26 protein-coding genes are annotated in these 26,464 nt (G+C 74.2%); 13 read left to right on the top strand and 13 right to left on the bottom strand.

Annotation, left to right across the window (positions count from 1 at the left end):
- Positions 1–25: 25 nt before the first annotated feature.
- Complete coding sequence (locus GA0070564_RS16690; RefSeq protein WP_091609546.1) at positions 26–979, bottom strand: SDR family NAD(P)-dependent oxidoreductase; 954 nt, start codon at positions 977–979, stop codon at positions 26–28.
- An 80-nt stretch (positions 980–1,059) separates the two neighbouring features.
- Between GA0070564_RS16690 and GA0070564_RS16685 the strand changes: the two genes are divergently transcribed.
- The gene (locus GA0070564_RS16685) at positions 1,060–1,971 is read left to right on the top strand and encodes an AraC family transcriptional regulator (RefSeq protein ID WP_091609545.1); all 912 of its coding nucleotides are present in this window, start codon (positions 1,060–1,062) and stop codon (positions 1,969–1,971) included.
- Here GA0070564_RS16685 and GA0070564_RS16680 read toward each other — a convergent pair.
- Positions 1,941–2,453 (bottom strand): hypothetical protein, encoded by a 513-nt coding sequence (locus GA0070564_RS16680; RefSeq protein WP_141714785.1) that lies wholly within the window; start codon positions 2,451–2,453, stop codon positions 1,941–1,943. The genes GA0070564_RS16685 and GA0070564_RS16680 overlap by 31 nt on opposite strands.
- A gap of 78 nt (positions 2,454–2,531) precedes the next feature.
- On the opposite strand from GA0070564_RS16680, the gene GA0070564_RS16675 reads away from it, so the two are divergent.
- Positions 2,532–3,278 (top strand): Stf0 family sulfotransferase, encoded by a 747-nt coding sequence (locus tag GA0070564_RS16675; RefSeq protein WP_091609543.1) that lies wholly within the window; start codon positions 2,532–2,534, stop codon positions 3,276–3,278.
- Between the two features lie 55 nt (positions 3,279–3,333).
- Positions 3,334–4,188: an NAD-dependent epimerase/dehydratase family protein gene (locus GA0070564_RS16670; protein ID WP_091609542.1), complete on the top strand. Its 855-nt coding sequence runs from the start codon at positions 3,334–3,336 to the stop codon at positions 4,186–4,188.
- 53 nt (positions 4,189–4,241) lie between these two features.
- Here GA0070564_RS16670 and GA0070564_RS16665 read toward each other — a convergent pair whose 3' ends face one another.
- The 3 genes from GA0070564_RS16665 to GA0070564_RS16655 all read right to left on the bottom strand — a co-directional run bounded on the left by GA0070564_RS16665 (position 4,242) and on the right by GA0070564_RS16655 (position 6,962).
- The gene (locus GA0070564_RS16665; RefSeq protein ID WP_091609541.1) at positions 4,242–4,511 is read right to left on the bottom strand and encodes a GlsB/YeaQ/YmgE family stress response membrane protein; all 270 of its coding nucleotides are present in this window, start codon (positions 4,509–4,511) and stop codon (positions 4,242–4,244) included.
- 101 nt (positions 4,512–4,612) lie between these two features.
- A complete protein-coding gene (locus tag GA0070564_RS16660; protein ID WP_091609540.1) occupies positions 4,613–5,629 on the bottom strand; it encodes an Acg family FMN-binding oxidoreductase in 1,017 nt (338 codons plus the stop codon).
- Positions 5,630–5,729: 100 nt separating this feature from the next.
- Positions 5,730–6,962 (bottom strand): PucR family transcriptional regulator, encoded by a 1,233-nt coding sequence (locus GA0070564_RS16655; protein ID WP_091609539.1) that lies wholly within the window; start codon positions 6,960–6,962, stop codon positions 5,730–5,732.
- Between the two features lie 86 nt (positions 6,963–7,048).
- On the opposite strand from GA0070564_RS16655, the gene GA0070564_RS16650 reads away from it, so the two are divergent.
- The 4 genes from GA0070564_RS16650 to GA0070564_RS16635 all read left to right on the top strand — a co-directional run bounded on the left by GA0070564_RS16650 (position 7,049) and on the right by GA0070564_RS16635 (position 12,837).
- Positions 7,049–8,140, top strand: coding sequence for a ferredoxin reductase (locus tag GA0070564_RS16650; protein WP_091609538.1), 1,092 nt, complete (start codon positions 7,049–7,051; stop codon positions 8,138–8,140).
- Between the two features lie 14 nt (positions 8,141–8,154).
- Positions 8,155–9,327, top strand: a complete 1,173-nt coding sequence (locus tag GA0070564_RS16645; RefSeq protein WP_091609537.1) for a fatty acid desaturase family protein — start codon at positions 8,155–8,157, stop codon at positions 9,325–9,327.
- Positions 9,328–9,447: 120 nt separating this feature from the next.
- A complete protein-coding gene (locus tag GA0070564_RS16640) occupies positions 9,448–10,962 on the top strand; it encodes an ATP-binding protein (protein WP_091609536.1) in 1,515 nt (504 codons plus the stop codon).
- 60 nt (positions 10,963–11,022) lie between these two features.
- The gene (locus GA0070564_RS16635; RefSeq protein WP_091609535.1) at positions 11,023–12,837 is read left to right on the top strand and encodes an acyl-CoA dehydrogenase; all 1,815 of its coding nucleotides are present in this window, start codon (positions 11,023–11,025) and stop codon (positions 12,835–12,837) included.
- Positions 12,838–12,841: 4 nt separating this feature from the next.
- On the opposite strand, the gene rph is transcribed toward GA0070564_RS16635, so the two are convergent.
- Positions 12,842–15,439, bottom strand: coding sequence for a rifamycin-inactivating phosphotransferase (gene rph / locus GA0070564_RS16630; RefSeq protein WP_091609534.1), 2,598 nt, complete (start codon positions 15,437–15,439; stop codon positions 12,842–12,844).
- 409 nt (positions 15,440–15,848) lie between these two features.
- On the opposite strand from rph, the gene GA0070564_RS16625 reads away from it, so the two are divergent.
- Both GA0070564_RS16625 and GA0070564_RS16620 read left to right on the top strand, forming a co-directional pair.
- On the top strand, positions 15,849–16,181 hold the full coding sequence (locus tag GA0070564_RS16625; protein ID WP_091609533.1) for a YciI family protein: 333 nt from the start codon (positions 15,849–15,851) through the stop codon (positions 16,179–16,181).
- Positions 16,178–17,398 (top strand): RNA polymerase sigma factor, encoded by a 1,221-nt coding sequence (locus tag GA0070564_RS16620; protein WP_091609532.1) that lies wholly within the window; start codon positions 16,178–16,180, stop codon positions 17,396–17,398. Before GA0070564_RS16625 ends, GA0070564_RS16620 begins: the two co-directional genes overlap by 4 nt.
- 12 nt (positions 17,399–17,410) lie before the next feature.
- On the opposite strand, the gene GA0070564_RS16615 is transcribed toward GA0070564_RS16620, so the two are convergent.
- Entirely contained in the window at positions 17,411–18,010 is a 600-nt protein-coding gene (locus tag GA0070564_RS16615; RefSeq protein WP_091609531.1) for a TetR/AcrR family transcriptional regulator, read from the bottom strand.
- 26 nt (positions 18,011–18,036) lie between these two features.
- Here GA0070564_RS16615 and GA0070564_RS16610 point away from each other — a divergent pair, with 26 nt between their 5' ends.
- A complete protein-coding gene (locus GA0070564_RS16610; protein WP_091609530.1) occupies positions 18,037–18,777 on the top strand; it encodes an SDR family oxidoreductase in 741 nt (246 codons plus the stop codon).
- 17 nt (positions 18,778–18,794) lie between these two features.
- Here GA0070564_RS16610 and GA0070564_RS16605 read toward each other — a convergent pair whose 3' ends face one another.
- Complete coding sequence (locus tag GA0070564_RS16605; RefSeq protein WP_091609529.1) at positions 18,795–19,457, bottom strand: MOSC domain-containing protein; 663 nt, start codon at positions 19,455–19,457, stop codon at positions 18,795–18,797.
- Positions 19,458–19,530: 73 nt separating this feature from the next.
- Between GA0070564_RS16605 and GA0070564_RS16600 the strand changes: the two genes are divergently transcribed.
- Positions 19,531–19,836 (top strand): hypothetical protein, encoded by a 306-nt coding sequence (locus GA0070564_RS16600; protein ID WP_091609528.1) that lies wholly within the window; start codon positions 19,531–19,533, stop codon positions 19,834–19,836.
- Positions 19,837–19,929: 93 nt separating this feature from the next.
- The gene (locus GA0070564_RS16595) at positions 19,930–20,610 is read left to right on the top strand and encodes a TOPRIM nucleotidyl transferase/hydrolase domain-containing protein (RefSeq protein ID WP_218104937.1); all 681 of its coding nucleotides are present in this window, start codon (positions 19,930–19,932) and stop codon (positions 20,608–20,610) included.
- Positions 20,611–20,614: 4 nt separating this feature from the next.
- Here the strand turns inward: GA0070564_RS16595 and GA0070564_RS16590 are convergent, their stop codons facing one another.
- The 5 genes from GA0070564_RS16590 to GA0070564_RS16575 form a co-directional block, all read right to left on the bottom strand.
- Positions 20,615–21,229: an HD domain-containing protein gene (locus GA0070564_RS16590; RefSeq protein ID WP_091609527.1), complete on the bottom strand. Its 615-nt coding sequence runs from the start codon at positions 21,227–21,229 to the stop codon at positions 20,615–20,617.
- Positions 21,230–21,300: 71 nt separating this feature from the next.
- A complete protein-coding gene (locus GA0070564_RS16585; RefSeq protein ID WP_281182164.1) occupies positions 21,301–23,007 on the bottom strand; it encodes a long-chain-fatty-acid--CoA ligase in 1,707 nt (568 codons plus the stop codon).
- A 76-nt stretch (positions 23,008–23,083) separates the two neighbouring features.
- Positions 23,084–23,251 carry a hypothetical protein gene (locus GA0070564_RS29330; protein ID WP_176730694.1) on the bottom strand — a complete coding sequence of 56 codons (168 nt, stop codon included), beginning with the start codon at positions 23,249–23,251 and terminating at the stop codon, positions 23,084–23,086.
- 88 nt (positions 23,252–23,339) lie between these two features.
- On the bottom strand, positions 23,340–24,053 hold the full coding sequence (locus GA0070564_RS16580; protein WP_091609525.1) for a polyamine aminopropyltransferase: 714 nt from the start codon (positions 24,051–24,053) through the stop codon (positions 23,340–23,342).
- Positions 24,054–24,182: 129 nt separating this feature from the next.
- Complete coding sequence (locus GA0070564_RS16575) at positions 24,183–24,563, bottom strand: hypothetical protein (RefSeq protein ID WP_091609524.1); 381 nt, start codon at positions 24,561–24,563, stop codon at positions 24,183–24,185.
- 510 nt (positions 24,564–25,073) lie between these two features.
- Between GA0070564_RS16575 and eccB the strand changes: the two genes are divergently transcribed.
- Entirely contained in the window at positions 25,074–26,462 is a 1,389-nt protein-coding gene (gene eccB / locus GA0070564_RS16570) for a type VII secretion protein EccB (protein WP_091609523.1), read from the top strand.
- Positions 26,463–26,464 lie beyond the last annotated feature (2 nt).

Genomic DNA, 26,464 nt, shown 5'->3' with positions numbered 1-26,464 from the left:
GTCCGCTCAGCCGCCTGCGCGAGGCTCAGCGGGCGGCCAGCTCCCGCTCGCTGTATGCCCAGAGCCGGTCCGCGGCGGCCGGGTCCACCGCGTGCGCCGCCACCCCGCCGGTGGTCCCCGGCCCGCCGGGCACCACCTCGACCTCCTGGTTGTCCTCGAAGTACCGGCCGGTGACCCCCTCGACCAGCGGTGACGCGGCCAGCAGCACGGCGGTCGCCGCGCCCTGGGCGGGTGTCTTGTAGTAGTCCGGCGTGATCCTGTTGCCCGCCTCGCCCAACACGCCGAACGCGCGCAGGGTCTCGTCGTCCAGGTACCGCTGGAGATTGGTCATGACGTAACCGGGATTCATCGCGTTGGCGCTGACCCCGTCGACGGCCCAGCGCCGGGCGATGCCGACCGCCATCAACATGTTCGCGGTCTTCGACCGCCCGTACGCCGCCCACGGGTCGTACGGCTGCCGGGCGAGGTGCGGGTCGTCGAAGTCGAAGGGCTGCGCCAGGTGCGCACCCGAGCTGACCAGCACCACCCGCGCCGAGCCGGCGGCGCGCAGCGGGTCGTGCAGGCCGCGGGCGAGCGCGAAGTGGCCCAGGTGGTTGGTGGCGAGGTGCAGCTCCCAGCCCTGCGCCGTGAGCTGCCGGGTCGGCGGCGCCATGATCCCGGCGTTGGCGACCAACGTGTGCAGCGGCCCCTGCCACCCGGCGACGAAGGCGTCGACGCTGTTCAGATCGGCCAGGTCCAGGGCGGTCGCCCGGACCCGGCCGGGGAACTCGGCGACCAGGTCCCCGGCCGCCCCCGGGTTGCGGGTGGCCACGGTGACCTCCGCCCCGGCCCCGGCGAGGGCCCGGACCGTCTCCGCGCCGATCCCGGACGCGCCGCCGGTGACGATCATCCGGCGGCCGGTGAGGTCCACGCCGGCCAGGATCTCGGCGGCGGTGGTGCGGGCGGTGAACGGGGTGCTGAACCGGGAGGCGGTTGTCATGCGTCCACGGTAGGTCACCGTTCTGGACTTTCCGTACGAATGCGTCCAGTATTCTTCAGTCATCGTCCAGAGGAGGTCGGGTGGATCCCTTGACGGACGTGCTGGCTCTGGTCGGCGCCAGCAGCCGGATCTCCGCCGCCCTGGCGGCCGGCGGCCGGTGGTCGGTCCGTTTCGCGCCACCGGCGGGCGTGAAGTTCAACGCCGTGCGGCGCGGCGGCTGCCTGCTGCGGGTCGACGGGGTTCCCGAGCCGGTGACCCTGGCCGAGGGGGACTGCTACCTGCTCACCCAACCGCTGGGCTTCACGCTGGCCGGCGACCTCGACACGGCGCCCGAACCCGCCGAGCCGCTGTTCCGGGCGGCCGTCGACGGGGTGGCCCGGGCCGGCACCGGCGACGACGTGTTCCTCGTCGGCGGCGCCTTCTCCTTCACCGAGCGCGGGCGCGACCTGCTCCTGGACGCCCTGCCCCCGGTCATCCACGTGCCCGCGGCCACCCCGGCGGCCGCCACCGTGCGGTGGGCCGTCGCGGAGATCGACGCCGAGTTGCGTACCTCGGCGCCGGCCGCCGGCCTGGTCGCCGAGCACCTCGCCCTGGTGATGCTGATCCGGATCCTGCGCCTGCACCTCGACCGGGGCGCGACGTCCGGCTGGCTGGCCGGCCTGGCCGACCCGGTGGTCGCCCCCGCCCTGCGGGCCATGCACGCCGAGCCCGCGCACCCCTGGACCGTCGCCGAGCTGGCCCGGGCCGCCGCGGTGTCCCGCTCCACCCTGGCCGCCCGGTTCAAGCAGGTCGTCGGCCGCGGACCGCTCGACTACCTCACCGGCTGGCGGATCGAACTCGCCGCCGACCGCATCCGGCGCGGCGACGGCACGCTGGCCGGCATCGCCCGGGAGGTGGGGTACGGCTCGGAGAGCGCGCTCAGCGTCGCGTTCAAGCGCACCACCGGCCGATCCCCGCGCGACTACCGCGCGTCGGTCGCCCGCTCCGCCTGATCCCCGGTGACCGGCGCGGCCAGCGCCGCCCGCAGCCGCGCCACCCCGGGACGCACGCCGAGCAGCGGCACCTGGATCTCGTGCGGCCGCCGCCCGCGGGACTGGTTCCAGAAGCCCACCTCGCCCCACTCGTACGCGGAGAGCACCGGCCGGGTACGCCGCGGATCGGCCACCACCAGGACCAGGCGCCGGCGGCGTACCTCGGTCACCGAGAGCGCTCCCCGCTCGATCACCAGCGGCGAGCCGTCCGCGCGGGTGAGCACCAGCTCCTCCGGGGTCACCAGCAGCGGCAGGCCGGTCTGCCGGCCCAGTTGGACGTACGACCCGACGGTGACGATCAGGAAGACGGGCAGCACCGACCAGAGATCCCACCACGGCTCGTCGAGGACCAGCGCGTTGACCGCGCCGGCGGCGGCCGTGACGGCGACCAGGGTGCCGGCCAGCCAGGTCAGCACCCGCCCCCGCGACCGTACGAACCGCACCCCGTCCACCGCATCGACCCCCGTCACGGGCCGGGAAATCCCCGTCGGCGCCGGCCGGCAAACGTCTACGGTGGCCGGATGGCCCGCGACGTCGACGCGTACTTCGTCTGCGCCACCCCGCGCACCGGCAGTTCGCTGCTGCTCGGGCTGCTGGAGTCCACCGGGGTGGCGGGACGGCCGCAGGCGTACTTCCGCACGCCGGACGAGCCGCTCTGGGCCGACCGGTGGGGGCTGCACCGAGACCCCGACGGCGGCGTCGATCACCGGGACTTCCTGGCCGCCGCCCTGGCGACCGGCCGGACCGGCAACGGGGTGTTCGGGGCGAAGCTGATGTGGGGCACGCCGGCCGAGCTGGTCGCCCGGCTGGCCACCGTCCATCCCGACAGCCACGGCGACCTGGCGTTGCTGGAACGCGCGTTCGGTCGGGTCCGCTTCGTCCACCTGCGCCGGGCCGATCCGCTGGCCCAGGCGGTGTCCTGGTTGCGCGCCGAGCAGACCGGCCGCTGGTTCGTCGGCGGCAACGGCGAGATCAGCGGCGCCGCCGGCGGCGGGGGAGCGGCGCGCTACGACCGGGCGGCCATCGACGGGCTGCTGGCCACCATCGCCGCGCACGATGCGGCGTGGCGGGACTGGTTCGACCGGCACGGCGTACGCCCGCATCCGGTGCGCTACGAGGAGTTGGCGGCGGACCCGGTCGGGGTGACCCTCGGCGTGCTGGACTTCCTCGGCCTCGACCTGCCGGCCGGGCGGGCGGTGACGCCCGCGCACCGGCGGCAGGCCGACGCGCTGAACGCGGCCTGGATCGCCCGCCACCGCCTCCGGTGACTGAGCGGCCCACCGGGTAGGAATGGGGGCAACCGTCCTACGGAGGTGTGTGTCCATGACCCGCGTCGCGGTCACCGGTGGCAGTGGCAAGCTCGGCCGTGCCGTCGTCGACGAACTGCTCGACCACGGCTACGAGGTGGTGAACCTCGACCTCGCGCCACCGGCGCAGCCCCGCTGCCCGTTCACCCGGATCGACCTGGGCGACTACGGACAGGTGCTGGAGGCATTGACCGGCATCGACAGCCGGTACGCCGGGGTGGACGCGCTGGTGCACCTGGCGGCCATCCCGGGGCCGGGGGTGACCGGCAACGCCGCCACCTTCACCCACAACATCACCGCCACCCATCACGTCTTCGCCGCCGCCCGGGCCGCCGGCATCCACAACGTGGTCTGGGCCTCCAGCGAGACGCTGCTCGGCCTGCCCTTCGACGAGAGCCCGCCGCCGTACGTGCCGGTGGACGAGGCGTACCCGGCCCGGCCGGAGACCTCCTACGCGCTGGCCAAGCACCTGGAGGAGCAGATGGTCGCCCAGTTCTGCCGGTGGGAGCCGCGGCTGAAGGCGATCGGGCTGCGCTTCTCCAACGTGATGGAGCCGGCCGACTACGCCGACTTCCCCGGCTACGACGCGGACCCGCGGCTGCGCGCCTGGAACATGTGGGGCTACATCGACGCCCGGGACGGCGCCCAGGCCGTCCGCCGTGCCCTGGAGCACCGGGCCACCGGGATGGACGTCTTCGTCATCGCCAACGCCGACACGGTGATGAGCCGGCCCAGCGCCGAGCTGGTCGCCGAGTACTTCCCCGACGTGCCGGTCCGCCGGGCCGTCACCGGGACCGAGACGCTGCTCAGCATCGACAAGGCCCGCCGGGTGCTCGGCTACGAGCCCCGGCACGGCTGGCGCGACGCCTGAGACACGCGACCGGCCCGCCGCGGGGTGCGGTGGGCCGGTCCGTGGGGTCGCGGTCAGTGCCGACGGCGGCCGTACGCGCCGGCGGCCAGCCACACGCCGGCGGCGGCGAAGAGCACCTGCAGGAGCAGCTCGATCCAGTCGATGCCCGCGGTCTCGTCCACCCCGAACGCGGCGGCGACCAGCGTGCCGAGGATCGCGGCGACCACACCGATCAGCAGGGTGAGCCAGATCGGGATGTTCTGCTTGCCCGGCACCACCAGCCGGCCCAGCGCGCCGATGATCAAACCGATGATGATGGCGGTGAAGATGCCGGTGATTTCCACGTGATCGTCCTTCCGAGGGGTTGTGGTCGACGGGCTGATGCCCCTCGCCGGCAGCCGCCGAAACGTTTCGCACCGGTTGCCGGCGATTTGTCATGCGACTGTCATGGACCCGTCGTGAGACCGTCACCGAACTCGATGACCTCGGCCGCCGACCGCCGCGGCGCGGCCGGCAGGTCGGCCCTCGGATGGCCGTAGCCCAGCCGCACCACCAGGTACGGCTCGCCCACCCCGGCCAGCAGGTCGCGCATCATCCGGCGCGGCCAGGCCAGCTCGATGGCGTCGCTGATCGGGGCGGCCGACAGGCCCTCTGCGGTGGCGGAGAGCAGCAGCGCGGAGAGCGCCTCGCCGCCGCGCAGCCAGCCCACCGCGTCGTCCCGGTCCCCGAAGAGCAGCACGTACGCGGCCCCGCGGTCGAAGTCGGTGCCCGGGCTCAGCACGGCCGCCTCGCCCGGGGCGTGGTCCCGGACCGGCACCCGGCGCGGCGCCGGGCGGACCGCGGTGGCCGTCGGAACCCCGTCCCCGCTGCCCTCCGGCCGGTGCGTCCACTCGTGCAGCTCGCCCCGGTAACCCGGGTCGGCCAGCTCGGCGGCGGCCGCCCGGGCGGTGGAGACGGCCAGCATCGGCATCTGGTCCAGCCGAACCACGTGCAGGAACGCGCCCTCGTCCTCCACCGTCGCCCGCAGCCGGGACAACAGCTCCCGGGGCACCGGCCGGTCGCCGTACGCCCGGCGGTCGGTGCGCCGGCGGGGGATCGCCTCGACCAGCCGCGCGGCGGCCAGGTCCAGCGGCACCGGGCCGGCCGGCGTGAGCCGGGCCAGCAGCGCCGGGTCCGAGCGGTCCGGGAAGCGCTCCACGCCGACCGTCCAGCCGGCCGCGGCCAGCGAGACCCGGGCGTGGTGCAGCGCCGTGCCGCAGCTCAGGGTGAGCAGCCGGCCGTCCGGGTCGGTGGTGGCCAGCCGGCGCCCCGGATCGGCGTGCAGCTCCAGCGAACCGGCGGTGACCCGCCAGCGCCACGGTTGGGTGTTGAACACCGACGGGGCGTACAGGGACTGCCGGGCCGCGGCCTCCAGCACCCGTACCAGCGGCGGCTGGTCGGTCCAGGTCGACGGCTGGGTCATGGTGGCCTCCTCGATGCGCGTCCCCCTTCACCCTGGGTGACGCGCCCGGGGCCGACCAGGGCCGTCCGGCCCTGGTCGGCCGGCCCGGCCGCCGGGCGGCTCAGTCGGCCGGCTCGGCCGCAGGTGGCATGGCCAGGGCGAGGGTCAGGTCCAGCACGACGGCGGGATCGTGCAGCCGGTCGCCGTACAGCTCCCGCAGCTTGCCCATCCGGTAACGCACGGTCTGCGGGTGGACGAACAGGTCGGCGGCGACATCGTCGCGTCGGCCCTGGTGCAGCAGCCAGGAGCGCAGCGTCTCGGCAAGCCGGGCGGCGGTCGCCGGGGGCAGCCCGGCCAGCGGCTCCAGCACCTGGGCGCGCAGGTCGGCCAGCCCCTCCGGGTCCATGCTGAGCACCAGCTCGGCCAGGTGCTGCTCGGTGTCGAGCACCGGACCACCGTCCACCGGGCCCAACCCGATGCTCAGTGCCCGGGCGGCCCGCCGGTAGGAGTGGGCGACCCGGGTCCAGGCCCGGACCGGACCGAGCACCGCCCGGTGCCCGTGCAGCACCCGGGCCAGCTGCCGGCGGCGGGCGCCGTGCATGTCCGGCACCAGCAGCACCGCCATCTCCTCGGCCAGGTCGACCCCGGGCCGGTCCTCCTCGCTCTCCAGGGTGTGCGGGCTGAGCAGGGCCAGCACCGACCGGACGTTGCTGCGGGGCAGCAGCACCACGGTGAGGGTCTGCGGCGTCGGCCAGTCGGCCCGTTCGGCGCTGCGCCGCAGGGTCTCCTCGACCTCGCCGGCCAGCAGTTGCTGGGTGAGCCGTTCCAGGTAGCGCCGCCGGACCCGACCCGCGCTGGCCAGCTCGTCGGCGTGTCCGGCCACGCTGGCGGCGGAGAGCTCGTCGATGTAGGCGAACATCAGCTCGGCGAACTCGGCCACCGTCTCGGCGGACAGGCCGCTGCGCACGGTGGTGGTGGAGACCTCCCGCCAGGCCACCCGGGCCCCCACCCGGTACGCGGCCAGCAGCGCGTCCATGCTCCGCCCCGAGCGGGCCTCCCCGCTGCCCAGCGCGTACGCCGCCTCCAGGGCGGGGGTGAGCGGGGTGCTCGGGTCGGCCGAGGACTGGGTACCCTCGATGAGCTGGAGGAACGTGCCCAGGGCGATGCGTACCGCGTTCTGGATCTTTTCCCGCATCGAGCCGGTGAGGGCGCCGGAATAGCTGGGCACCTCGGCGGTGATCGCGCTCACCGTCCGTTCGGCGACCATGGGCAGCCGGTCGCGCAGCCGGCCGGCCACCCACTCGTCGAGTTCCAGGTGGGCGGCGCGCCGCGTCGTGGTCGACTCGTCGGACATCGTTTGTACTCTCCGAACAAAAACCTGCGAGTAATTCACCTTTGCCGGTCAAGATGTTATGCGATTCGGCCGGTCACGCTGGTCGTATGACCACAACTGTCCCGCGTCCTCCCGAGAAGGTGACCCTCCGGGACAGGATGCTGCGCCTCGCCGAGACGGTGACCACCCCGCTGCTGCCGCAGGACTACCTCGACCTGGTCGCCCCGCTGCGCTCCGGCGCCGACCTGCGCGGCCGGATCGTCGCCGTCGAGCCGGAGACCCCGGACGCGGCGACCCTGGTCATCCGCCCCGGCCGCGGCTGGCGCGGGCACACCCCCGGCCAGTACGTCCGGCTCGGCGTCGACGTCGACGGGGTCCGCCAGTGGCGGGCGTACTCGGTGACCTCGCCGCCCGACCGGCCCGACGGCTGCATCACGGTGACCGTCAAGGCCATCCCGGACGGCAGGGTCAGCAACCACCTGGTCCGCCGGGTCCGACCCGGCACGCTGGTCCACCTCGACCAGGCGCAGGGCGACTTCGTGCTGCCTGCGGCGACGCCGGAGCGACTGCTCTTCGTCACCGCCGGCAGCGGCGTCACCCCGGTGATGGGGATGCTCCGCTCCGGGGCGCACCGCGGCGCGGACGTGGTGCTGGTGCACTCCGCGCCCCGGCCCGAGGACGTCATCTTCGGCGCCGAGCTGCGGGACCTCGCCGACCGGGGCGTCATCCGGCTCGTGGAGCGGCACACCGACGTCCACGGCCTGCTCGGCGTCGACGAGCTGGCCGAGCTGGTCCCCGACCACCTCGACCGGCAGACCTGGGCCTGCGGCCCGGTCGGGCTGCTCGACGCGCTGGGGGAGCGTTGGGCCACCCGGGACGTCGCCGACCGGCTGCACGTCGAGCGGTTCCGCCGCTCGGTGGCCGCGGTCGGCGAGGGCGGCACGGTGACCTTCGCCCGCTCGACGGTGACCGTGGCGGCCGACGGCGCCACCCCCATCCTGGAGGCCGGCGAGCAGGCCGGCGTGCTGATGCCCTCGGGCTGCCGGATGGGCATCTGTTTCGGCTGCGTGGTCCCGCTGCGCGAAGGCTCCGTGCGGGACCTGCGCAACGGGGACCTGACCACCGCCGAACCCGGCGACGGCGTGCTCATCCAGACCTGCGTGTCGGCGGCGGCCGGCCCCTGCGACATCGAACTCTGACGGAGGAACCGGACGTGACCGTGATCCAGAAGAAGGCCGACAACCCGATCGCGCACCTGACCGCCGAGGACATCGAGTCGCTCGGCAAGGAACTCGACGCCATCCGCGACGAGGTCATCGCGAGCCGGGGCGAGAGCGACGCGGCGTACATCCGCAAGGTGATCAAGACGCAGCGGACGCTGGAGATCAGCAGCCGCGCGGTGCTGCTCTTCTCGCTGTTCCCGCCGGCCTGGCTGGTCGGCACCGCCGGCCTGTCGGTGGCCAAGATCCTGGAGAACATGGAGATCGGCCACAACATCCTGCACGGCCAGTACGACTTCATGCGCGACCCGAAGATCCACTCCACCACCTGGGAGTGGGACCACGTCTCCCCGGCCGCCCAGTGGAAGCACTCGCACAACCAGCTGCACCACACGTACACCAACGTGCTCGGCAAGGACAACGACCTCGGGTACGGCATCATGCGGGTCGACGAGGACCAGAAGTGGCACCCGATGCACCTCGGCCAACCACTGTGGAACTTCCTCAACGCCTGCTTCTTCGAGTACGGCATCGCCGCGTACGACCTGGAGCTGGGCCGCAACCTGCAGAAGGGCCGGCACAGGTCGCCGGAGTTCCGGGCGCGGGCCCGCGCCGTCGGCCGCAAGATCCGCAAGCAGGTCCTCAAGGACTACGTCGTGCACCCGCTGCTGTCCGGCCCGTCCTTCCTCAGCACCCTCGCCGCCACCTTCACCGCGAACCTGGTCCGCAACGTGTGGAGCCACTCGGTGATCATGTGCGGGCACTTCCCCAACGGCGTCGAGACCTTCGAGAAGAAGTCCATCGAGGGGGAGACCAAGGGGGAGTGGTACCTGCGGCAGATGCTCGGCTCGGCCAACATCAGCGGCAGCCGGCTGATGCACATCATGACCGGCAACCTGTCGTTCCAGATCGAGCACCACCTCTTCCCCGACCTGCCCAGCAAGCGCTACCAGGAGATCGCCCCCAAGGTCCGCGACCTGTTCGACCGCTACGGCCTGGCGTACACCACCGGCCCGCTGCCCAAGCAGGTCGCCTCCGCCTGGTGGAAGGTCATCCGGCTGAGCCTGCCCAACCGGCGCGACGCCCGCCCGGCCCAGGACCGGCCGGTCGACGACGCTCCCGCGCAGCCCCGGGTGCCGGCCCTGGCCGGTGCCGCCGGCGCCTGACCGGCGCCCCCCGCGCGTCCGGTCCGGACGGCTGACCAGCGGCGGCGAACGGTGGCAGGTGACCCGGGTGGGTGTCAGACTTGCCCCGGGTCACCACCGCGACGCGAGGAGCTGGTCGGCATGACGCAGCAGGGGCACGACCTTCGACCCGGCGCCGAACGCTTCGAGCTGTTCGGCGCCGAGGTGACGATCCTCGACCCCGCGGCGCTGCTGGCCGAGGCCCGGTCGCACCCGGTGGAGCTCTTCGCCGGCTGCTACTTCCCGGCGCCGGTGCGCGAGGTCCGGCTCACCGTCCGGGTGGACGAGACGGCCGGCTCCCCGGTCCACCACTTCGACGCGGAGGTCCGCGGCGGCGCCGCCGGCCTGGCCGGCGGGCTGCTCGCGCTGGGCGCCGTCGGGCCGGTCGGGGTGCTGCTCGCCCGCCGGCTCGCCGCCGCCGACCCGGCGGCGGGCCGGGTGATCGCCGGCGCCGGCCGGATGGCCGCCGAGGCCACCCGGCGGCTCGGCCTGGTCGTCCCGGCGGCCACCGCGGTCGCCGACCGCGGGCCCGACCCGGCCGGCGCGGCCGTGCTGCGTACCGCCGAGGAGCTGGGGCTGCGACCGGAGGTCGACCAGCAGGAGGGGCCGGACGGCGCGCGTACCGCCACCGTGCGGGCGGCCGTCGCCAGCGACCGGGTCACCCCCGCCCACCTGCGGGCCGCCGTCGGGCTGGTCCTGCAGACCGTACGCGAGCTGGCCGGCGACGACCCGCAGCCGCGGGTGCTGCGCGGGCGGACGTACGTGCTGGGCCGGGCGGTGGCGCCGACGGTGTCGGCGAGCGCGCCGCGCAGCGAGACCGTGACCCTGGACATGGTGGGCGGCCTGGACGAGGTGGTGGCCCGGTTCCGGGAGATCGCCGTCTCGTTCCGGCACCCGGCGGTGATGGCCCGCTGGGGCGCCCGCCGGCCGCAGGGCATCCTGATGTACGGCCCGCCCGGCACCGGCAAGACCATGCTGGCCCGGGCGCTGGCCAACGAGATCGGCGCCGAGTTCGTGGAGATCCGCACCCCGGAGATCCTCGACAAATATCTGGGCGGCTCGGAACGCAACATCAAGCAGATCTTTCGCGACGCCCGCCGCTACCGGGAGCCGACGGTGATGCTCTTCGACGAGTTCGACAGCATCATCAGCTACGCCGGCGCCGGCGGGGACGCCGCGAGCCAGGCCGTCAACGCGGTCGCCGGGATCTTCAAGCAGGAGATGAACACCCTCATCGAGGAGAACCCGAACGTCATCGTGGTGGCCACCACGAACTTCCCGCACCGGGTGGACGCCTCGCTGACCCGCTCCGGACGCTTCGACATCAAGGTGGCGATCCCGCTGCCCGACGAGGCCGGCCGGACGGCGATCATCGCCAAGATGATCCGCGAGCTGATCGCCCGGCACGAGCGCGTCGGGTTCCGGATGTTCGGCGACGACGTCGACCCCGCCGAGCTGGCCGCCCTCACCCCGGGCCTCACCGGCGCCGACATCCGGGAGATCCTGCGCCGGGTGCAACTGGCCAAGGCGATGGCCGAGGCGACCGGCGGCGGGCCGGTCGGCCCGATCAGCCAGCACGACCTGCGCGAGGGCGTCGCGGGCCTGCGTCAGGGTTGAGGCGTACGGTCGGAGGGCCGCCCCGACCCGCCGCCTGCGCGGGCCTTGGAGAGGAGACCCGTGTCGTCCACCCTGCTGTCCCGCCGTGACCTGCGCTTCCTGCTCTTCGACTGGCTCGACGTCACCCGGCTCACCGAGCGTCCCCGCTATGCCGAGCACTCCCGGGAGACCTTCGACGACGCCCTCGACCTGGCCGAGCGGGTGGCCACCGACCACTTCGCCCCGCACAACCGGGCCGCGGATCTGGCCGAGCCGACCTTCGACGGTCGTCGGGTGCACATCATCCCCGAGGTGCGGGCCGCCCTCGACGCCTTCGCCGAGACCGGGCTGCTCGCCGCCGCGATGGACGAGCGGGTCGGCGGGATGCAGCTGCCGCAGGTGGTCTCCGCCGCCTGCTTCGCCTGGTTCCAGGCGGCGAACGTGGGCACCTCGTCGTACCCGTTCCTGACCCTGGGCAACGCCAACCTGCTGCTCGCCCACGGCAGCGACGAGCAGATCGACACCTGGGTACGCCCGATGCTCGAGGGCCGGTTCTTCGGCACCATGTGCCTGTCCGAGCCGCAGGCCGGCAGCTCGCTGGCGGACATCACCGCCCGAGCCGAGCCGCGCGACGACGGGACGTACCGGCTCTTCGGCACCAAGATGTGGATCTCCGCGGGCGACCACGAGCTCTCCGAGAACATCGTCCACCTGGTGCTGGCCCGCATCCCCGGCGGCCCGCCGGGCGTCAAGGGCATCTCGCTGTTCATCGTGCCGAAGGTGCTGCTGCGCCCGGACGGCGCGCCCGGCGCCCGCAACGACGTGGTGCTGGTCGGCCTCAACCACAAGATGGGCTACCGGGGCACCACCAACACCCTGCTGAACTTCGGCGAGGGCGTACACCGGCCGGCGGGTGAGCCCGGCGCGGTCGGCTACCTGGTCGGCGAGGCCCACCAGGGGCTGGCGCAGATGTTCCACATGATGAACGAGGCGCGGATCGGGGTGGGCGCCGGCGCGACCGCGCTGGGCTACACCGGCTACCTGAAGTCCCTGGCGTACGCCCGGACGCGCCCGCAGGGCCGGCCGGTCGCCGACAAGGACCCGACCGCCCCGCAGGTGCCGATCATCGCCCACCCGGACGTACGCCGGATGCTGCTGGCGCAGAAGAGCTACGTCGAGGGAGCCCTGGCGCTGGTGCTCTACTGCGGACGGCTGCTCGACGAGGAGCGCTCGGCGCCCGCCGAGGAGGACCGGCGCCGGGCCCACCTGCTGCTGGACCTGCTCACCCCGATCGCCAAGAGCTGGCCGTCGCAGTGGTGCCTGGCCGCCAACGACCTGGCCATCCAGGTGCACGGCGGGTACGGCTACACCCGCGACTACGACGTCGAGCAGCACTGGCGGGACAACCGGCTCAACCCGATCCACGAGGGCACCCACGGCATCCAGGCCCTCGACCTGCTCGGCCGCAAGGTCACCATGCAGGGCGGGGCCGGGCTGGAGCTGATGCTGGAGACGATCCGGGCCACCGTGCACCGGGCCTGGAAGGCGGACGGCCCCGCGGCGGAGCTGGCCGGCCAGTTGGGCGCGGCGGTCGACCGGATCGCCCTGGTCACCCGGCGGCTGTGGGGCGGCGGGGACCCGGAGGTCGCCCTGGCCAACGCCTCGGTCTACCTGGAGGCCGTCGGCCACGTGGTGGTCGCGTGGATGTGGCTGGAGCAGCTGCTCGCGGTGGAGGCGCTGGGCTCACCGGACGGCCCCGAGGGGGACTTCCTGGCCGGGAAGCGGCAGGCGGCGCGGTACTTCTTCCGCTACGAGCTGCCCCGGACCGGCCCGCAGTTCGACCTGCTGGAGAGCCTGGACCGGACCACCCTGGACGCCCGGGAGAGCTGGTTGTAGGGCGTCAGCTCAGCAACTCCACGTAGCCGTCGCCGCCGTGCACCCGGATCCGCTGCCCGTCGCGGATCAGCCGGGTGGCGTCGGCGACCCCGACGACGGCGGGCAGGCCGTACTCCCGGGCGATCACCGCGCCGTGGGTCATCAGGCCGCCCACCTCTGTCACCAGCCCGGCGACCGCGACGAACAGGGGTGACCAGCTCGGGTCGGTGAACGCGGTGACCAGGATGTCGCCGGGTTCCAGGTCGGCCGCGGCGATGTCGTGGACGATCCGGGCCCGGCCCTCCACGACGCCGGTGGAGACGGGCAGGCCGACCAGCGCGCCGGCCGGCACGTCGTCGCGCCGGTACGCCCCGTCGAGGCACTCCCCGTCGGAGGTGAGCACCCGGGGCGGGGTGAGCGTCCGGTACGACCGGAACTCCTCCCGGCGCCGGCTGATCAGCCCGCGATCCACCCGCCGGGTGCGTACGGCGTCGTGCAGCTCGGTGAAGGTGAGGAACCAGCTGTCCTCCTCGGTGCGGAGCACGCCGTCGCGGACCAGGTCGGCCGCCTCCGCCAGCAGGGCCTGCTTGTAGACCAGGTAGCGGCCGACGATGGCGTACTTCGGATACTCCCGGTATCCGATGAAGGTCCGGACCCGGTCGATCATCCGCTTGGTCTCGTCGGCCCTGCGCTGCCCGTCCGGCAGGGTCCGCAGCCGGGCCAGGACGTCCCGTTCCTTCTCCGCCGCCGCGCGGCGGCCCCGCTCGAAGCGCCGCTCCCGCTCGCCGGGCGGGAAGTTCCGGACGTTCTCCAGCAGCAGGGGGATCAGCGCGACGGGGCGTTCGCTCCACCGGGGCCGGGTGATGTCGATCTCGCCGACGCAGCGCATGCCGTGGCGGTCGAGCCAGCCGTGGATCGCGTCGCGTGCCAGCTCCCCGCCGGGCAGGGCGGGCAGCTCGTCCAGGAAACCGTCGTCGGTGGCCTTTTCCAGGAAGGCCACCACCTCCGGGTGGGGGCGGACGACGTCGGCGACGTCCAGCAGGGCCAGGCCCATCTCCGAGGTGATGTTGCCGGGCGCGGACAGGGTGAGGGTGTCGGCCGCGTTCTTCTCGCCCAGCCACTCCCGCAGGTGCTCGTTGAGCCACCAGGAGGCGTCCATCCCGGCCATGATCACCTGCATGCTCAGCGGGTCGCGTACCAACCGCTTGTGCTCCTCGAAGGCGGCCAGCAGGGAGTCGAACCGCGCCGGCCCGGACGTCGCCGCGATGTCACGGCGCAGGGCGGCGAGGGCCGCCTCGCTACGGGAGACCAGCTCGGTGACGGTCGCCGGATCGGCCTCGACCGGCTCGGGCGCCGCGCGCGGCGGCGGTGGGGGCGTCGGCTGGTCGGGCGGTTCCGGGAGGAAGTCGCCGCGGTCGACGACGGTCTCCAGCGCGTCGCGTACCAGCGGGTCGCCCCGGCCCACCAGCTCCAGCAGGCCGGCGCGGCGGGCCGGCGACGTCAGGGTGTCGGTGACGTCGACGAAGAGCCGGCCACCGGCGGCGTGCATCGTCGCGATGGCGGTCAGCTGCCACATCGACCAGCCCAGCGGCTTCATCGCGTCGGTCATCATCTGCTGGTGACCGACGGAGACGTACACGTGGTTGGCGTCGTCGTCGGCCTCGGGGACCGGGAAGAGCGTGGTGACCGGCCGGCTCTGCACCACGTGGAACTCGTCGTCGACCAGGCACCACTCGATGCCCTGGGGCCGGCCGAAGTGGGCCTCGATCCGCCGGCCGAGGCGCACCAGCCGCAGCACCTGCTCGTCGGTGAGCGCCGGTTCCCGCTGGCGTCGCGGCTCGACCGCCGCCCGGGTCGTCCCGCCGCCGGGCAGGGCGTGCACGGCGACCCGCTTGGCGGCGACCGAACGTTCGACGATCCGGCCGTCGCGTACCCGGTAGGTGTCCGGGTCGACCAGGCCGGCGACCAGCGCCTCGCCGAGGCCGAAGCCGGCCTCCACCGAGGCCACCGTCCGGTTCGAGGTGACCGGGTCGGCGGTGAACAGGACACCCGCCACCTGCGGGAGGACCATCTTCTGCACGACCACGGCCATCCGGACCGCCCGGTGGTCGATGCCGTTGCGCTGCCGGTAGGCCACCGCGCGCTCGGTGAAGAGCGAGGCCCAGCAGCGCCGGACGTCCCGCAGGACCGCCGCCGCGCCGACGACGTTCAGGTACGTGTCCTGCTGGCCGGCGAAGGAGGCGGTGGGCAGGTCCTCCGCCGTCGCGCTGGACCGCACGGCGTACGCGTCGTGCTCGCCCAGATCCTTCACCGCCCGGGTGATCTCCGCCGCCAGGTCCTCGGGGAGGGCGGCCTCCTCGACGTCGCGCCGGATCCGCGCCGCCAGCGCGCGGACCGCCTCCCGGTCGTCCGGGTCGAGGCGGGCCAGCTGGTCGAGCTTGTCTCCGATCGACGGGACGCCGGCCAGCGTCCGCCCGAACGCGTGCGTCGTCACGCAGAAGCCGGGCGGCACCGAGACGCCCTCGATCCGCGACAGCGCCCCCAGGTATGCGCCCTTGCCGCCGACGAGCGCCCGTTGCGTCTCGTCGACCTCGTGCAGACCGCGCACGTCCTGCTGATTCATCCCCGTGCCTCCGATGCCGTCAGCGGTTCAACGACGCTGCGTCCGCGGACGGGTCGGCCCCCGCATGCACGCGTCGTCCCCCGTTCACCCCGCCCGTTTCGGGGCCCGGCCGACGATTCTGCGCCCGCACCCGGGTCTTGCGGCAAGACCCGGGGTGCGATATACGTTCAAGTGGGAGGAGTTGCCGCACCCTCGTGGACTGCGCCACGGCCCGGCCGGGCCGTCCTACCGCCTCTTGTCGACGACGCACATGGTGTGTCGGAAGCCCACCATCTCGTGCCCGACCACCTCGGGAGAAGAATCAACCGGGAAACCGTGCCGGCGCCGGTCCGATCCGGGCGGCGGCGGTCGTAGCAGCGGTGTACGGCGGCCTACCCGGGCGGCCAACGTGCACAGGAGATGATCGGTGATGGCGCAGTACCTGATGTCCGTGCTCCACGACTCGACCGACCCGGCCACCGCCGAGGAGATGGCCGCGATCGACGTCTTCAACGCGAAGCTCCGGGCCGACGGCCACTGGATGTTCGCCGCTGGTCTGGCCTCGCCTGACGCGGCCACCGTCGTCGACGGCCGGCGGCCGGGGCCGATCGTCACCGACGGGCCCTACCTGGAGTCGAAGGAACACGTCATCGGCTTCTGGATCGTCGAGGCGCCCCACCTCGACGTGGCGCTGCGGTTGGCCACCGAGGGGTCGAGGAGCTGCAACCGGCGGGTCGAGCTGCGGCCGATCCTCGGCGAGTGACCGACGTCGACGAGGTGATCGGCCGGGTCCACCGCGAGGAGTGGGCCCGGCTGGTCGCCACCCTCGCCCGCCGGCTCGGGGACCTCGACGTCGCCGAGGAGATGGCCGCCGAGGCGTTCGCCTCGGCGGTGCAACGCTGGCCGGTCGCCGGCGTCCCACCCAACCCCGGCGGCTGGCTCACCACCACCGCGTACCGCAGGGCCGTCGACCGGCTCCGGCGCGAGGTGCGGCGGGAGGAGAAGCACCGGGAGGCGCTGATGCTGTTCCACCCCGCCGAGCCGCTCGGCGCCATCGACGACGACCGGCTCCGCCTGATCTTCACCTGCTGCCATCCCGCCCTGGCCATGGAGGCCCGGGTCGCGTTGACCCTGCGGATGGTCGGCGGCCTGACGGTGGGCGAGATCGCCCGCGCCTTCCTGGTCGAGGAGGCCGCCATGGGCCGGCGGATCACCCGGGCGAAGGCGAAGATCAGAGCCGCCCGGATCCCGTACGGTGTGCCGTCGCGGGAGGATCTGCCGGCCCGGGTCACCGGCGTGCTGGCCGTCCTCTACCTGATCTTCAACGAGGGCTACCTGGCCTCGGACCCCGGGCGGGAACCGGTCCGCGCCGAGCTGACCGCCGAGGCGATCCGGCTGACCCGGCTGGTCCGTGCCCTGCTGCCGGCCGACGGCGAGACCGCCGGGCTGCTGGCGCTGATGCTGCTGACCGAGGCCCGCCGCGAGGCCCGGGTCTCGGTCGACGGTGAACTCGTCACCCTCCACGAGCAGGACCGCGGACGCTGGGACCGGGGGCTGATCGCCGAGGGGCACGCCCTGGTCCGCGCGCTCATCGCCGCCGGCCGGCCCCCGGGGCGCTACCAGATCCTCGCCGCCGTCAACGCCGTGCACACCGACGCCGCCGACGCCCGGCACACCGACTGGTCGCAGGTGGTGGCCCTCTACGACCAGCTCACCCGCCTCGACCCCTCGCCGATCGTACGGCTGAACCGGGCGATCGCGGTCGCCGAACTCGACGGGCCGCAGGTCGCCCTGGCACAGGTCGACGAGCTGCCGCTGCCCGACTACCGCGCCTTCCACGCCACCCGCGCCGAGCTGCTGCGCCGGCTGGGCCGCGTGCAGGAATCCCGGGCGGCGTACGACCGGGCGGTCGGGTCGGCCGGGAACGCCGCCGAGACGGCGTACCTGACCCGGCGCCGCGACCAGCTGGCTGGCCCGTGAAAGGCGTCGCGTTCAGGGGTTCGGTGCGCGCAGACCGTCGACGAGGATCGACAGCAGACGCGGCCCCCGGGCGTCGAGTTCGGCGTCGTCCAGGCGGGTCAGCCAACTGATGAGCACGATCACGTCGCGGGCGTCGGCGTCGGCGCGGATGCCGCCGGCGGAGCGGCCGGCGGCCAGCAGCAGTTCGATCGCCTCGCCGATCGGGCCGAGGCTGTGGGCGGTGAGGTCACGCCACGTCGCCGCCTCGACGGCGGCGAAGACGTCGCGCTTGACCCGGGCATAGGCTGCCACCCGGTCGAACCAGGCGGCCAACGCCTCCAGCGGCGGGCGGGCCGCCAGCAGACGCGGCGCCTCGGCGACCAGCTCGTCGACCTCCCGGCGGTACACCTCGGCGAGCAGGTCCTCCCGGGTGGGGAAGTGCCGGTACAGCGTGCCCTGTCCGATTCCGCAGGCTTTCGCGACGGCGTTCAGCTTCAGCTCGCCCGGCTCGTGCACGAGTTCGCGGGCCGCGCGGAGGATCCGTTCGCGGTTGCGCCGCGCGTCGGCACGTGGCGCGGTGCCACTGGCGGAAGCGGACACGTGTCCGCTAGAGTCGTCGAGGTAACCGGACATGTGTCCAGTCTAGCCTGAGGAGCCTCATGACCATCCAGGGCAAGGTCGTCGCGATCACCGGCGCCAGCAGCGGGATCGGCGAAGCCACGGCTCGCCACCTCGCCGCACACGGCGCCTCCGTCATCCTCGGCGCCCGCCGCACGGACCGGCTCGACCGCCTGGTCACCGAGATCGAAGCCGCCGGCGGCACGGCGACCGCCACCCGGGTGGACGTCACGACGCCCGCCGATCTCCAGTCGCTGGTCGACCTGGCCGTCGAGCGCTTCGGCCGGCTGGACGTCCTGGTGGGCAACGCCGGGGTCAGCAGGATCAGCCCCGTCGCGGACCTGGACGTCGAGGGCTGGTCGGCGATGGTCGACGTGAACGTCAAGGGCATCCTGCACGGGATCGCCGCCGCCCTGCCCGTGTTCACCCGCCAGGGCAGCGGTCACCTCGTCACGGTCGTCTCGACCTCCGGCCTGAAGATCGTCCCCACCCAGGCGGTGTACGCCGGGACGAAGAACGCGGTCCGCACCCTGCTGGAAGGCCTGCGGCAGGAGAGTACGACCGGGGTCCTGCGGACGACGTCGATCTCCCCCGGCTACGTCCGTACCGAACTGATCGACAACGCCGTGGACGACCCAGCCGTGCGGGAGCGGACCAGGCAGCACATGGCCGACCTCGGGATCGACCCCACGGCAGTGGCCCGCGCGATCGCCTTCGTGATCGACCAGCCCCACGACGTGGAGATCGGCGACCTGACCATCCGACCGACCCGGCAGGGCTGACCGCCCCGGCCCCTCGGCTAGCGCCGGCCGGGAAGCCGTTCGGCCAGGGTCGCCCGCAGGTCCTCGGGGATCCCCTCGGTCGCCACCAGCTCCGGCAGCAGCCGTGGCTCGGTCAGGTACGCCCGGAACGCCCGCGCGATCGTCACCCCGTGCGCCGGACGGTCCTCCACGGTCACCGGATCACCGGCCCGCACCTCGCCCGGCTCCAGCACCCGCAGGTACGCGCCGGGCCGGGCCGCCGAGGCGAAGGTCCTCACCCAGTGGGGCTCGCCCATCCTGTGCTGGAACGTGGCGCATGGGATGCGCCCGAACGTCGGCTGGAGCACCAACCGGGAACCGACGTGCCACCGTTCACCGATCACCGCGCCGTTGACGTCCACCCCCGCGGTGGTCAGGTTCTCGCCGAAGATCCCGTCGGCGAGCGGGCGACCCAGCCGCGTCTGCCACCAGTCGTAGTCCTCCCGCGCGTACGCGTAGACCGCCTGGTCGTCACCGCCGTGGTGTTGGACGTCGAAGATCTGGTCGCCGACCAGGCCGCTGTGCAGCCCGGTGGTCTTCGGTCCGGGGGCGCGCACCGGGACCGGGTGGTCGACGGGCCGCTTGTCGATGCCGGTGACCCCCACCTCCTTGGCCGGGTTGGGTCGCGGGACCGCCAGGTTGACCGAGAGGATCGTCGACACGGCCGGAAGCCTAGCGGCGGGCGATCCGCGTCGCCGCCCGGTTTCCCGCCGGTCCGACGGGTACGGTCGTCGCATGCGTGTTCCCACCGCCGCGACCACCGCCGGTTCCCTGATCGGTGGCTGGCAGCTCGCCCGCCGCACCGGCAACCGTCCGCTGGGCGGCGTCGTCCTCGCCGCCGGCGGTGTGCTGGCCGGCCGGGAGTGGGCCCGGCGGACCAGCCCGGCGGTCACGGCGGCGCTGGTCGTCACGTACGTCGGCGCCTTCGGCCTGTCCCACCCGCTGGCCCGGCGGATCGGTTCCTGGCCCTCGGTGCTGGCGGTGTCAGCGCTCACCGCCGCGGCCTCCTACGCCCTGGCGGACCGCCGCTCCCCGCGCTGAGTCGTTCGGACGGCTGTTTCCGGCCGGTGGGTGACCACCGCCGGGCCGGTAAATCCCTGGCCGGCCCCGGCACGCCGCGTCGATGATGTGGCCATGGCGACCATCGGACGAGCCGACCTGCCTCCCCGGGGATCCGCCCCCGATGCCGTAGACGGCCCGCTCGGCGGCAACGGCGCTTCGCTCCGGGCGACGGCCCAGGCGCTCGCCGAAGCCGGGACGGCGGCGGCCGTGGTGCTGGTCGAGGGGATCAGCGACCGGATCGCGCTGGCGACGGCGGCCGCCGGCCGGGGCCGGGATCTCTCGGCCGAGCGGGTGGTGATCGTGCCGATGGGTGGGGCGCACCCGGTCGGCCGCTTCCTGACCATGCTGGGGCCGCAGGGCGCCGGGCGCCGGCTCGCCGGCCTCTGCGACCTGCGTGAGGAGGGGATCTTCCGGCGCGGACTGGACCTGGCGCGAATCTGGTCGCCGCACACCCGGGACGAGCTGGAGCGCCTCGGGTTCGCGGTGTGCGTCGGTGACCTGGAGGAGGAGCTGATCCGCGCCCTCGGCGTCGCCGGGGTCGAGGCGCTCCTCGAGTCACAGGGTGACCTGCGCTCGTTCCGTGCCTTCCAGAGCCAGCCGGCCTGGCGGGGCCGGGAGCCCGGGACGCAGCTGTGGCGCTTCCTGCGCAGCAGCTCCCGCCGCAGCCTGCGCTACGTCCGGCTGCTCACCGAGGTGGCGGCGGAACGGGAAACGCTGCCCCGACCGCTGGAGACGGTGCTCGCCGCCGTCTGACCGGTCAGCCGATCGGATGGCCGTGCCGGCGGGCCAGCGCGGTCAGGTCCGGCTCGCCGAACATCTCCACCAGCGCCGCGAAGCCGGCCACCTTGTCCGCGCCGAACCGGCTCACCTTCGCCGCGTACGACGCCGAGGTGAGGAAGCTGGGCGGCGTCGACTTGCTGTGGAACTTGTCGGCGTACATCACCAGCTGCTCCTCCCCGCTGTCGGCGGTGTAGTCGTCCACCGGCAGCGGCAGGCCCTGGCGTCGCACGTCGTCGCGGGTCAGGCCGACCCCGGTGTGGTGTGAACAGAAGCGACCCAGCTCCTCGGGCAGCCCGAGGTCCCGCAGCAGCGCGTGCCCCAGCACGCCGTGCCGCAGGTAGTTCGCGTGGTCCAGGCGCCCGGTCGAGTCGTAGAGGCGGTAGACGCCGATGTCGTGCAGCAGGGCGCCGGCGCGTACCAGCTCGACGTCCAGCGGGGCGCGGTGCCGGTCGAGCAGCTGCTCGGCCACCTCGCAGACGATCCGGCAGTGGGTGTGGACCAGCTCGAACGCCTCCTCGCTCGGCGCGAACCGCTCGTGCAGCGCCCGGATCTGCTCGTCGGTCGGAAGCACCGACGTGCGTTCGATCGTCACCTGCCGTCACCCGCCCCGCGTCGCCGTCGGCAACACCATACGGGTTGCGCCGCCAGCCGGCGGCGGGCCGGTCAGTCGCCGGCCAGGAGGCGGTCGCGGACCTCGCGGCGCAGCACCTTGCCGATCTGGGAGCGGGGCAGCTCCTCCACCGGCACCACCCGGCGGGGCACCTTGTAGCCGGCCAGGTGCTCACGACAGCCGGCCCGCAGCTCCTCCGGCCCGCCGGTGGCGTCGGGCTCCAGCACCACGGCGGCCACCACCTCCTCGGCCCCGTCCGGGCCGGGCATCCCCACCGCGGCGGCGTCGCGTACGCCGGGCAGCCGGCGCAGCGCCTCCTCCACCTCCGACGGGTAGACGTTGAACCCGCCGGTGATGATCATTTCCTTGATCCGGTCGACCACGCTGACGAAGCCGTCGTCGTCCATCACCACCACGTCCCCGGTACGCAACCACCCGTCGGCCAACAGCACCTGCGCCGTCTCCTCGGGGCGCCGCCAGTAGCCGCCGAACACCTGCGGCCCGCGGACCAGCAGCTCACCGGGCTCACCGGCGGGCCGGTCCCGGGACGGGTCCTCCGGGTCGACGATCCGCACGTCGGTGGAGGGGAACGGAATGCCGACGGTGCCGGGGCGGCGAGCGGGGGAGACCGGGTTGCCCAGCGCGATCGGTGAGGCCTCGGTCATCCCGTACCCCTCGACCAGCAGCCCACCGGTCACCGACTCCCACAACTCGACAGTGGACGGCGGCAGGGGCATCGCGCCGGAGAGGGCGTACCGGGCCGAGGTGAGGTCGACGCCGCGGTCCCGGGCCGCCGTGGCCAGCCGCTCGTAGATCGGCGGCACCGCGGGCAGGAACGTCGGCGGGCGGCGGCCGACGGCGTCGAGCACCTGGTCGAGGTCGAAGCGGGGGAAGAGCACCATGGTGGCGCCGATGCCCACCGAGAAGGTCAGGCAGAGGGTGAGCCCGTACGCGTGGAACAGCGGCAGCACCGCGTACACCGTCTCCTCGCCGTCGCGCAGGCCCGGCACCCAGGCGCGGCCCTGCGCGGCGTTGGCCCGCAGGTTGCGATGGCTGAGCACGGCGCCCTTCGGGGTGCCGGTGGTGCCGCCGGTGTACTGGAGCAGCGCGGTGTCCCCGGCCTCCGGCGCGGGGTGGTCGGCGGCCAGCGGGGTGGCGGCGGCGAGCAGCTCCGCCCAGGACAGCGCGTCGGGGGCCGGCGCGGTCATCGCCGCCCGGGCGGCGCGGGCCCTGCCCAGCGGCAGCCGCAACGCCCAGCGCTTGCGCCGGGGCAGCGCCCGGGTCAGGTCGACCGCGATCACCGTCCGCACCTCGGCCCGGCCGGTCACCGCCGGGGCGATCTTGTCCCAGACCACGGCCACCCGGGCGCCGTGGTCGGTGAGCTGGTGCTCCAGCTCCTGCGGGGTGTAGAGCGGGTTGTGCTCGACCACCACCGCGCCCAGCCGCAGCACGGCGTAGAAGGCGACCACGTGCTGGGGGCAGTTCGGCAGCACCAGCGCCACCCGGTCACCGCGGCCCACGCCGAGGCGGCGCAGCGCCTCCGCGGCGCGGGACACCTGCCCGGCGAGCTCGGCGTACGTGGTGGTGGCGCCGAAGAAGTCCAGCGCCACCCGGGGGCCGAAGCGGTGCGCGGCCTCGGTGAGCAGGTCGACCAGCGAGCCGTCCGGCAGGTCGATCTCCGCCGGTACGCCGGGGGCGTAGCTGCGCAGCCAGGGCCTCTGGTCGGTCCGGTCCATCGCCGCCTCCTCGCTCGCCGCCAACGCCGCCCAGATTAACCTACGCTTCGGTAACCTACGGAAGCGTAGGTGGATGGGCGGGCCCGGCGTGGCGGGCGGGTCAGCGTCGGGAGTGCACCGACTGGCGACCCTTGACGAAGGCCAGCACGATCACCGCGACCAGGGCGATCAACCCGATGATCACCAGCCAGCGGACCGCTTCCAGCAGCAACCCGAGCAGGATGAGCGCGCCCCCGACGACGCCGACGACCCAGAGCAGGGCCCGCATGTTCGCCTCCCGTGACCGACGTGTCCCCGGCGGGGACGCCTGGGCCCGCCTTCCCGCTGCGGCCGCGCCCATGCCGGCCGGCCGCCGGTCAGCGGCGTGCCACGTACACCGTGTTGGCCGACTCGCGGCGCTGCAACGGGTTGGGGAACCGGACGACGTGGGCCAGCGAGGTCGGGAACACCTCGGTCAGGATCCGCTGGAACTCCGGGTCCGGCGGGTCGTTCGACCAGAGCGCGAAGACCCCCTCCGGGCGCAGGTGGCGGGCCATCCGGTGCAGTCCCTCCACGGTGTAGAAACCGGCATGCGACGGATGGAGCACGTGCCGGGGGGAGTGGTCCACGTCCAGCAGGATCGCGTGGAAGAGCCGGCCCGGTTCGTCCGGGTCGAAGCCCGCCCCGCTCTCCACCGCCGCGAAGAAGTCGGCCTGCACGAACCGGGTACGCGGATCCGCCGCCAACCCGTCGGCGAAGGGCAGCAGCCCCCGCCGGTGCCAGTCGATGACGTCCTCGATCGCCTCGACCACCACCATCGAGCGGACCCGGTCCTCCTCCAGCACCGTACGGGCGGTGTAGCCCAGGCCCAGCCCGCCGACAACCACGTCGAGATCGTCACCGGTCAGCGGCGCCAGCCCCAGCCGGGCCAGCTCGATCTCCGCCACCGGGAACAGGCTCGACATCAGGAACTCGTCGTCGAGCTTGACCTCGTACACGTCCAGGTCGAGCGACGGGTCCCGGCGCCGGCGCAGGCTGATCTCCCCGATCGGGGTCTCCCGCCAGGCCAGCTCTTCGAATCGGATGCCCACGCGGTCCCTCATTTCCGGCCGTTTCCGTCGTCGGATGCTACCGGTCCGGCCGTCCGGCCCGGGCCGGCATGCGGGCACACGACCTGGACGGATGCCGCTCCGGTCCACCCCGCGCGCCTCGCCCGCCGGTCACCACCGCCAGAGCGCCGCCGCCGCCACCCCGAGCAGCGCCACGGCCGCGAACACCGACGCCGGCCCGGAGGCGCCCCGGCACCGCAGGGTGACCGCCGCCGTGGCGGTGAGCAGCAGGGCCACCGGCCCGGTGACGACGAGCCACGGCTCCCAGCCGGCCGCCTCCCCACCGTGCGGACCCACCGGCCCGGCGGTGAGCAACCACCCACCGAACAGGGTGCCCGCCCAGCTCACCGGGGTCAGCGCCGAGGTGGCGGCGGCCAGCGCCGCGAGCGTCGGCGGCGGCCCCGAGGCGCCGGGGCCACCGGTGGCGCCGGCGATCGGGGTGCGGCGGGGCACGGCGGGCCGGAGCCCCGGTCGGCGGGCGACGGTGATCACTCGGTGACGCTAAGCCCCGGCCGGCCCGGGACGGATCAGCCGCGGGGTCGGGCCGCGTCGACCGGTGTGCCGGAGGCCCCGCCGCTTCGTCCGGCCGCCCCCGGCCGGCGGGTCGGCCCGGGCCCGTCCGACACGGCTCCGCGCCGACCGGCGGGTGGCCCGCGGTCTCCGGCCCGTGGCGCGTTCTGCCTGCGCCGATCGGGGCCGCCAGGTGGGTTCGCCTTCCTTTCGAGCTGATGACGCAGACGACTCACGGCAGTCGGCGACCGTGCGTGGACCGGAAGCCGGGCAGACGACGCTCCGGCGATCCGTTCACGTCATCAGCTCGACAGGGTGCGCAGGAGGTGTGCCGCCGGTCCGCTAGGGCCCGCCCGACTCCTCAAGGGCCACCCGACCGCGGCCCCGGGGACCGGGGGAGCGGTGTCGGGTGCTTGCGCGGACACGCAGGGTCCCCGGGATGTCGACGGAACGCTTATCCTGTGCGCCGACCGTATCGCCGGAAGGGACCGCATGCCGTCGCGGCAGGACCAGCTGCACTCGTACCAGTTCACCGTCCAGCGGGCGGTCGCCGCCCTGGTGATGCGGGAGACGGACCCGGCCAGGTCACCGCTGCGCCGGCTCGCCGGCGCCGGGCTGGCCAGCGTGCTGGTCGCCGTGATCGCCCTGGGCGGCGCGGCCCTGTACGGCCTGTTCGCCGGCGGCGGCACCAAGTGGCGCGACCCGAACGCCGTGATCGTGGAGAAGGAGTCCGGCGCCCGGTTCGTCTACCGGCAGGACACCCTGCATCCGGTGCTCAACTACGCGTCGGCGTTGCTGATCATCGGCGCGGAGCAGCCGAGGACCGTGCTGGTCTCCCGCCGGTCGATCGAGGGGGTGCCGCGCGGGCTGCCGCTCGGCATCGCCGACGCCCCCGACTCGTTACCGGCCCCCGGCCGGCTCGCCACCACCGGCTGGACGGTCTGCTCGGTGCCCGGCACCGACCCGGACCGCCCGGGCGCCCGCTCGGCGCTGCTGATCGGCCGGGACGTCACCGGAGGACGACCGCTGCGCGAGGACGGGCTGCTGGTGCGTCACCCCGACGGCACCCTGCACCTGGTCTGGCACCAGCGGCGGCACCTGATCCGTGACCCCGACCGGGTGCTGGCCGCGCTGGCCGCCACCCGGGAACGGGCCGTCCCGGTGGCGCCGGCGCTGCTCAACACCCTCACCGCGGGCGTCGATCTGGCCCCGCCGGCCGTGGCCGGGCTGGGCGGGCCGTCCCGCACGGTGCCGGGGGCCACCATCGGCACCGTCTACCTGGTCCGCAACACCGGGGGTGGCCGCCAGTACGCGCTGGTCGAACGCGACGGCCTCGCCGGGATCACCGAACTCCAGGCGAGCCTGCTGCTCGCCCGCACCGGCCAGAGCGCGCCCGAGCAGCTCAGCCTCGGGCGCTTCGCCGAGCTGCCCAGACTGCGCGACCGGGTGACCCGGGGCGCCGCCGCCCCGCCGTCCTCCCCACCCCGGCTGGCCGGCGCGGAGGCGGGCAGCGTCTGCGCCCGTACCGGCGACGACGGTGGCGCCCGGGAACTGCGACTCGGCGGCTCGCTGCCGGATCTCACCGCCGCCGCGCGGACCCCGTCGTCGGCCGCTGGGCCGCCGCTGGCCGACCACGTCCTGGTCGAGCCGGGCCGGGGTGCGGTCGTGGAGAGCGCCGCCGCTCCGGGGGCCACCGGTGGGGCCGTCTCCGTGGTGACCGACCTCGGGCGCCGGTACGTGCTGGCCGACCGGACCGTGCTCGCCATGCTCGGCTACCGCGACGTCCGGCCGGTACGCCTGCCCGCCGGGCTGGTCAGCCTGGTGCCCGCAGGCAGCCCACTCGACCCGGAGGCGGCCCGCGCGGTCGCCGCCCCCGGCTGACG

It is taken from the genome of Micromonospora mirobrigensis (assembly GCF_900091555.1).
Classification (GTDB): domain Bacteria; phylum Actinomycetota; class Actinomycetes; order Mycobacteriales; family Micromonosporaceae; genus Micromonospora; species Micromonospora mirobrigensis.
The sequence above is the reverse complement of the archived record's forward strand: the minus strand, read 5'-3'. Positions and strand labels throughout refer to the sequence as shown.

What these genes read in the sequence shown, in the direction of transcription:
- GA0070564_RS16690 (WP_091609546.1), bottom strand. Translation starts at nt 979, where the DNA reads ATGACAACCGCCTCCCGGTTCAGCACCCCGTTCACCGCCCGCACCACC.
- GA0070564_RS16675 (WP_091609543.1), top strand. Translation starts at nt 2,532, where the DNA reads ATGGCCCGCGACGTCGACGCGTACTTCGTCTGCGCCACCCCGCGCACC.
- GA0070564_RS16670 (WP_091609542.1), top strand. Translation starts at nt 3,334, where the DNA reads ATGACCCGCGTCGCGGTCACCGGTGGCAGTGGCAAGCTCGGCCGTGCC.
- GA0070564_RS16660 (WP_091609540.1), bottom strand. Translation starts at nt 5,629, where the DNA reads ATGACCCAGCCGTCGACCTGGACCGACCAGCCGCCGCTGGTACGGGTG.
- GA0070564_RS16655 (WP_091609539.1), bottom strand. Translation starts at nt 6,962, where the DNA reads ATGTCCGACGAGTCGACCACGACGCGGCGCGCCGCCCACCTGGAACTC.
- GA0070564_RS16650 (WP_091609538.1), top strand. Translation starts at nt 7,049, where the DNA reads ATGACCACAACTGTCCCGCGTCCTCCCGAGAAGGTGACCCTCCGGGAC.
- GA0070564_RS16640 (WP_091609536.1), top strand. Translation starts at nt 9,448, where the DNA reads ATGACGCAGCAGGGGCACGACCTTCGACCCGGCGCCGAACGCTTCGAG.
- rph (WP_091609534.1), bottom strand. Translation starts at nt 15,439, where the DNA reads ATGAATCAGCAGGACGTGCGCGGTCTGCACGAGGTCGACGAGACGCAA.
- GA0070564_RS16625 (WP_091609533.1), top strand. Translation starts at nt 15,849, where the DNA reads ATGGCGCAGTACCTGATGTCCGTGCTCCACGACTCGACCGACCCGGCC.
- GA0070564_RS16615 (WP_091609531.1), bottom strand. Translation starts at nt 18,010, where the DNA reads ATGTCCGGTTACCTCGACGACTCTAGCGGACACGTGTCCGCTTCCGCC.
- GA0070564_RS16610 (WP_091609530.1), top strand. Translation starts at nt 18,037, where the DNA reads ATGACCATCCAGGGCAAGGTCGTCGCGATCACCGGCGCCAGCAGCGGG.
- GA0070564_RS16600 (WP_091609528.1), top strand. Translation starts at nt 19,531, where the DNA reads ATGCGTGTTCCCACCGCCGCGACCACCGCCGGTTCCCTGATCGGTGGC.
- GA0070564_RS16595 (WP_218104937.1), top strand. Translation starts at nt 19,930, where the DNA reads ATGGCGACCATCGGACGAGCCGACCTGCCTCCCCGGGGATCCGCCCCC.
- GA0070564_RS29330 (WP_176730694.1), bottom strand. Translation starts at nt 23,251, where the DNA reads ATGCGGGCCCTGCTCTGGGTCGTCGGCGTCGTCGGGGGCGCGCTCATC.
- eccB (WP_091609523.1), top strand. Translation starts at nt 25,074, where the DNA reads ATGCCGTCGCGGCAGGACCAGCTGCACTCGTACCAGTTCACCGTCCAG.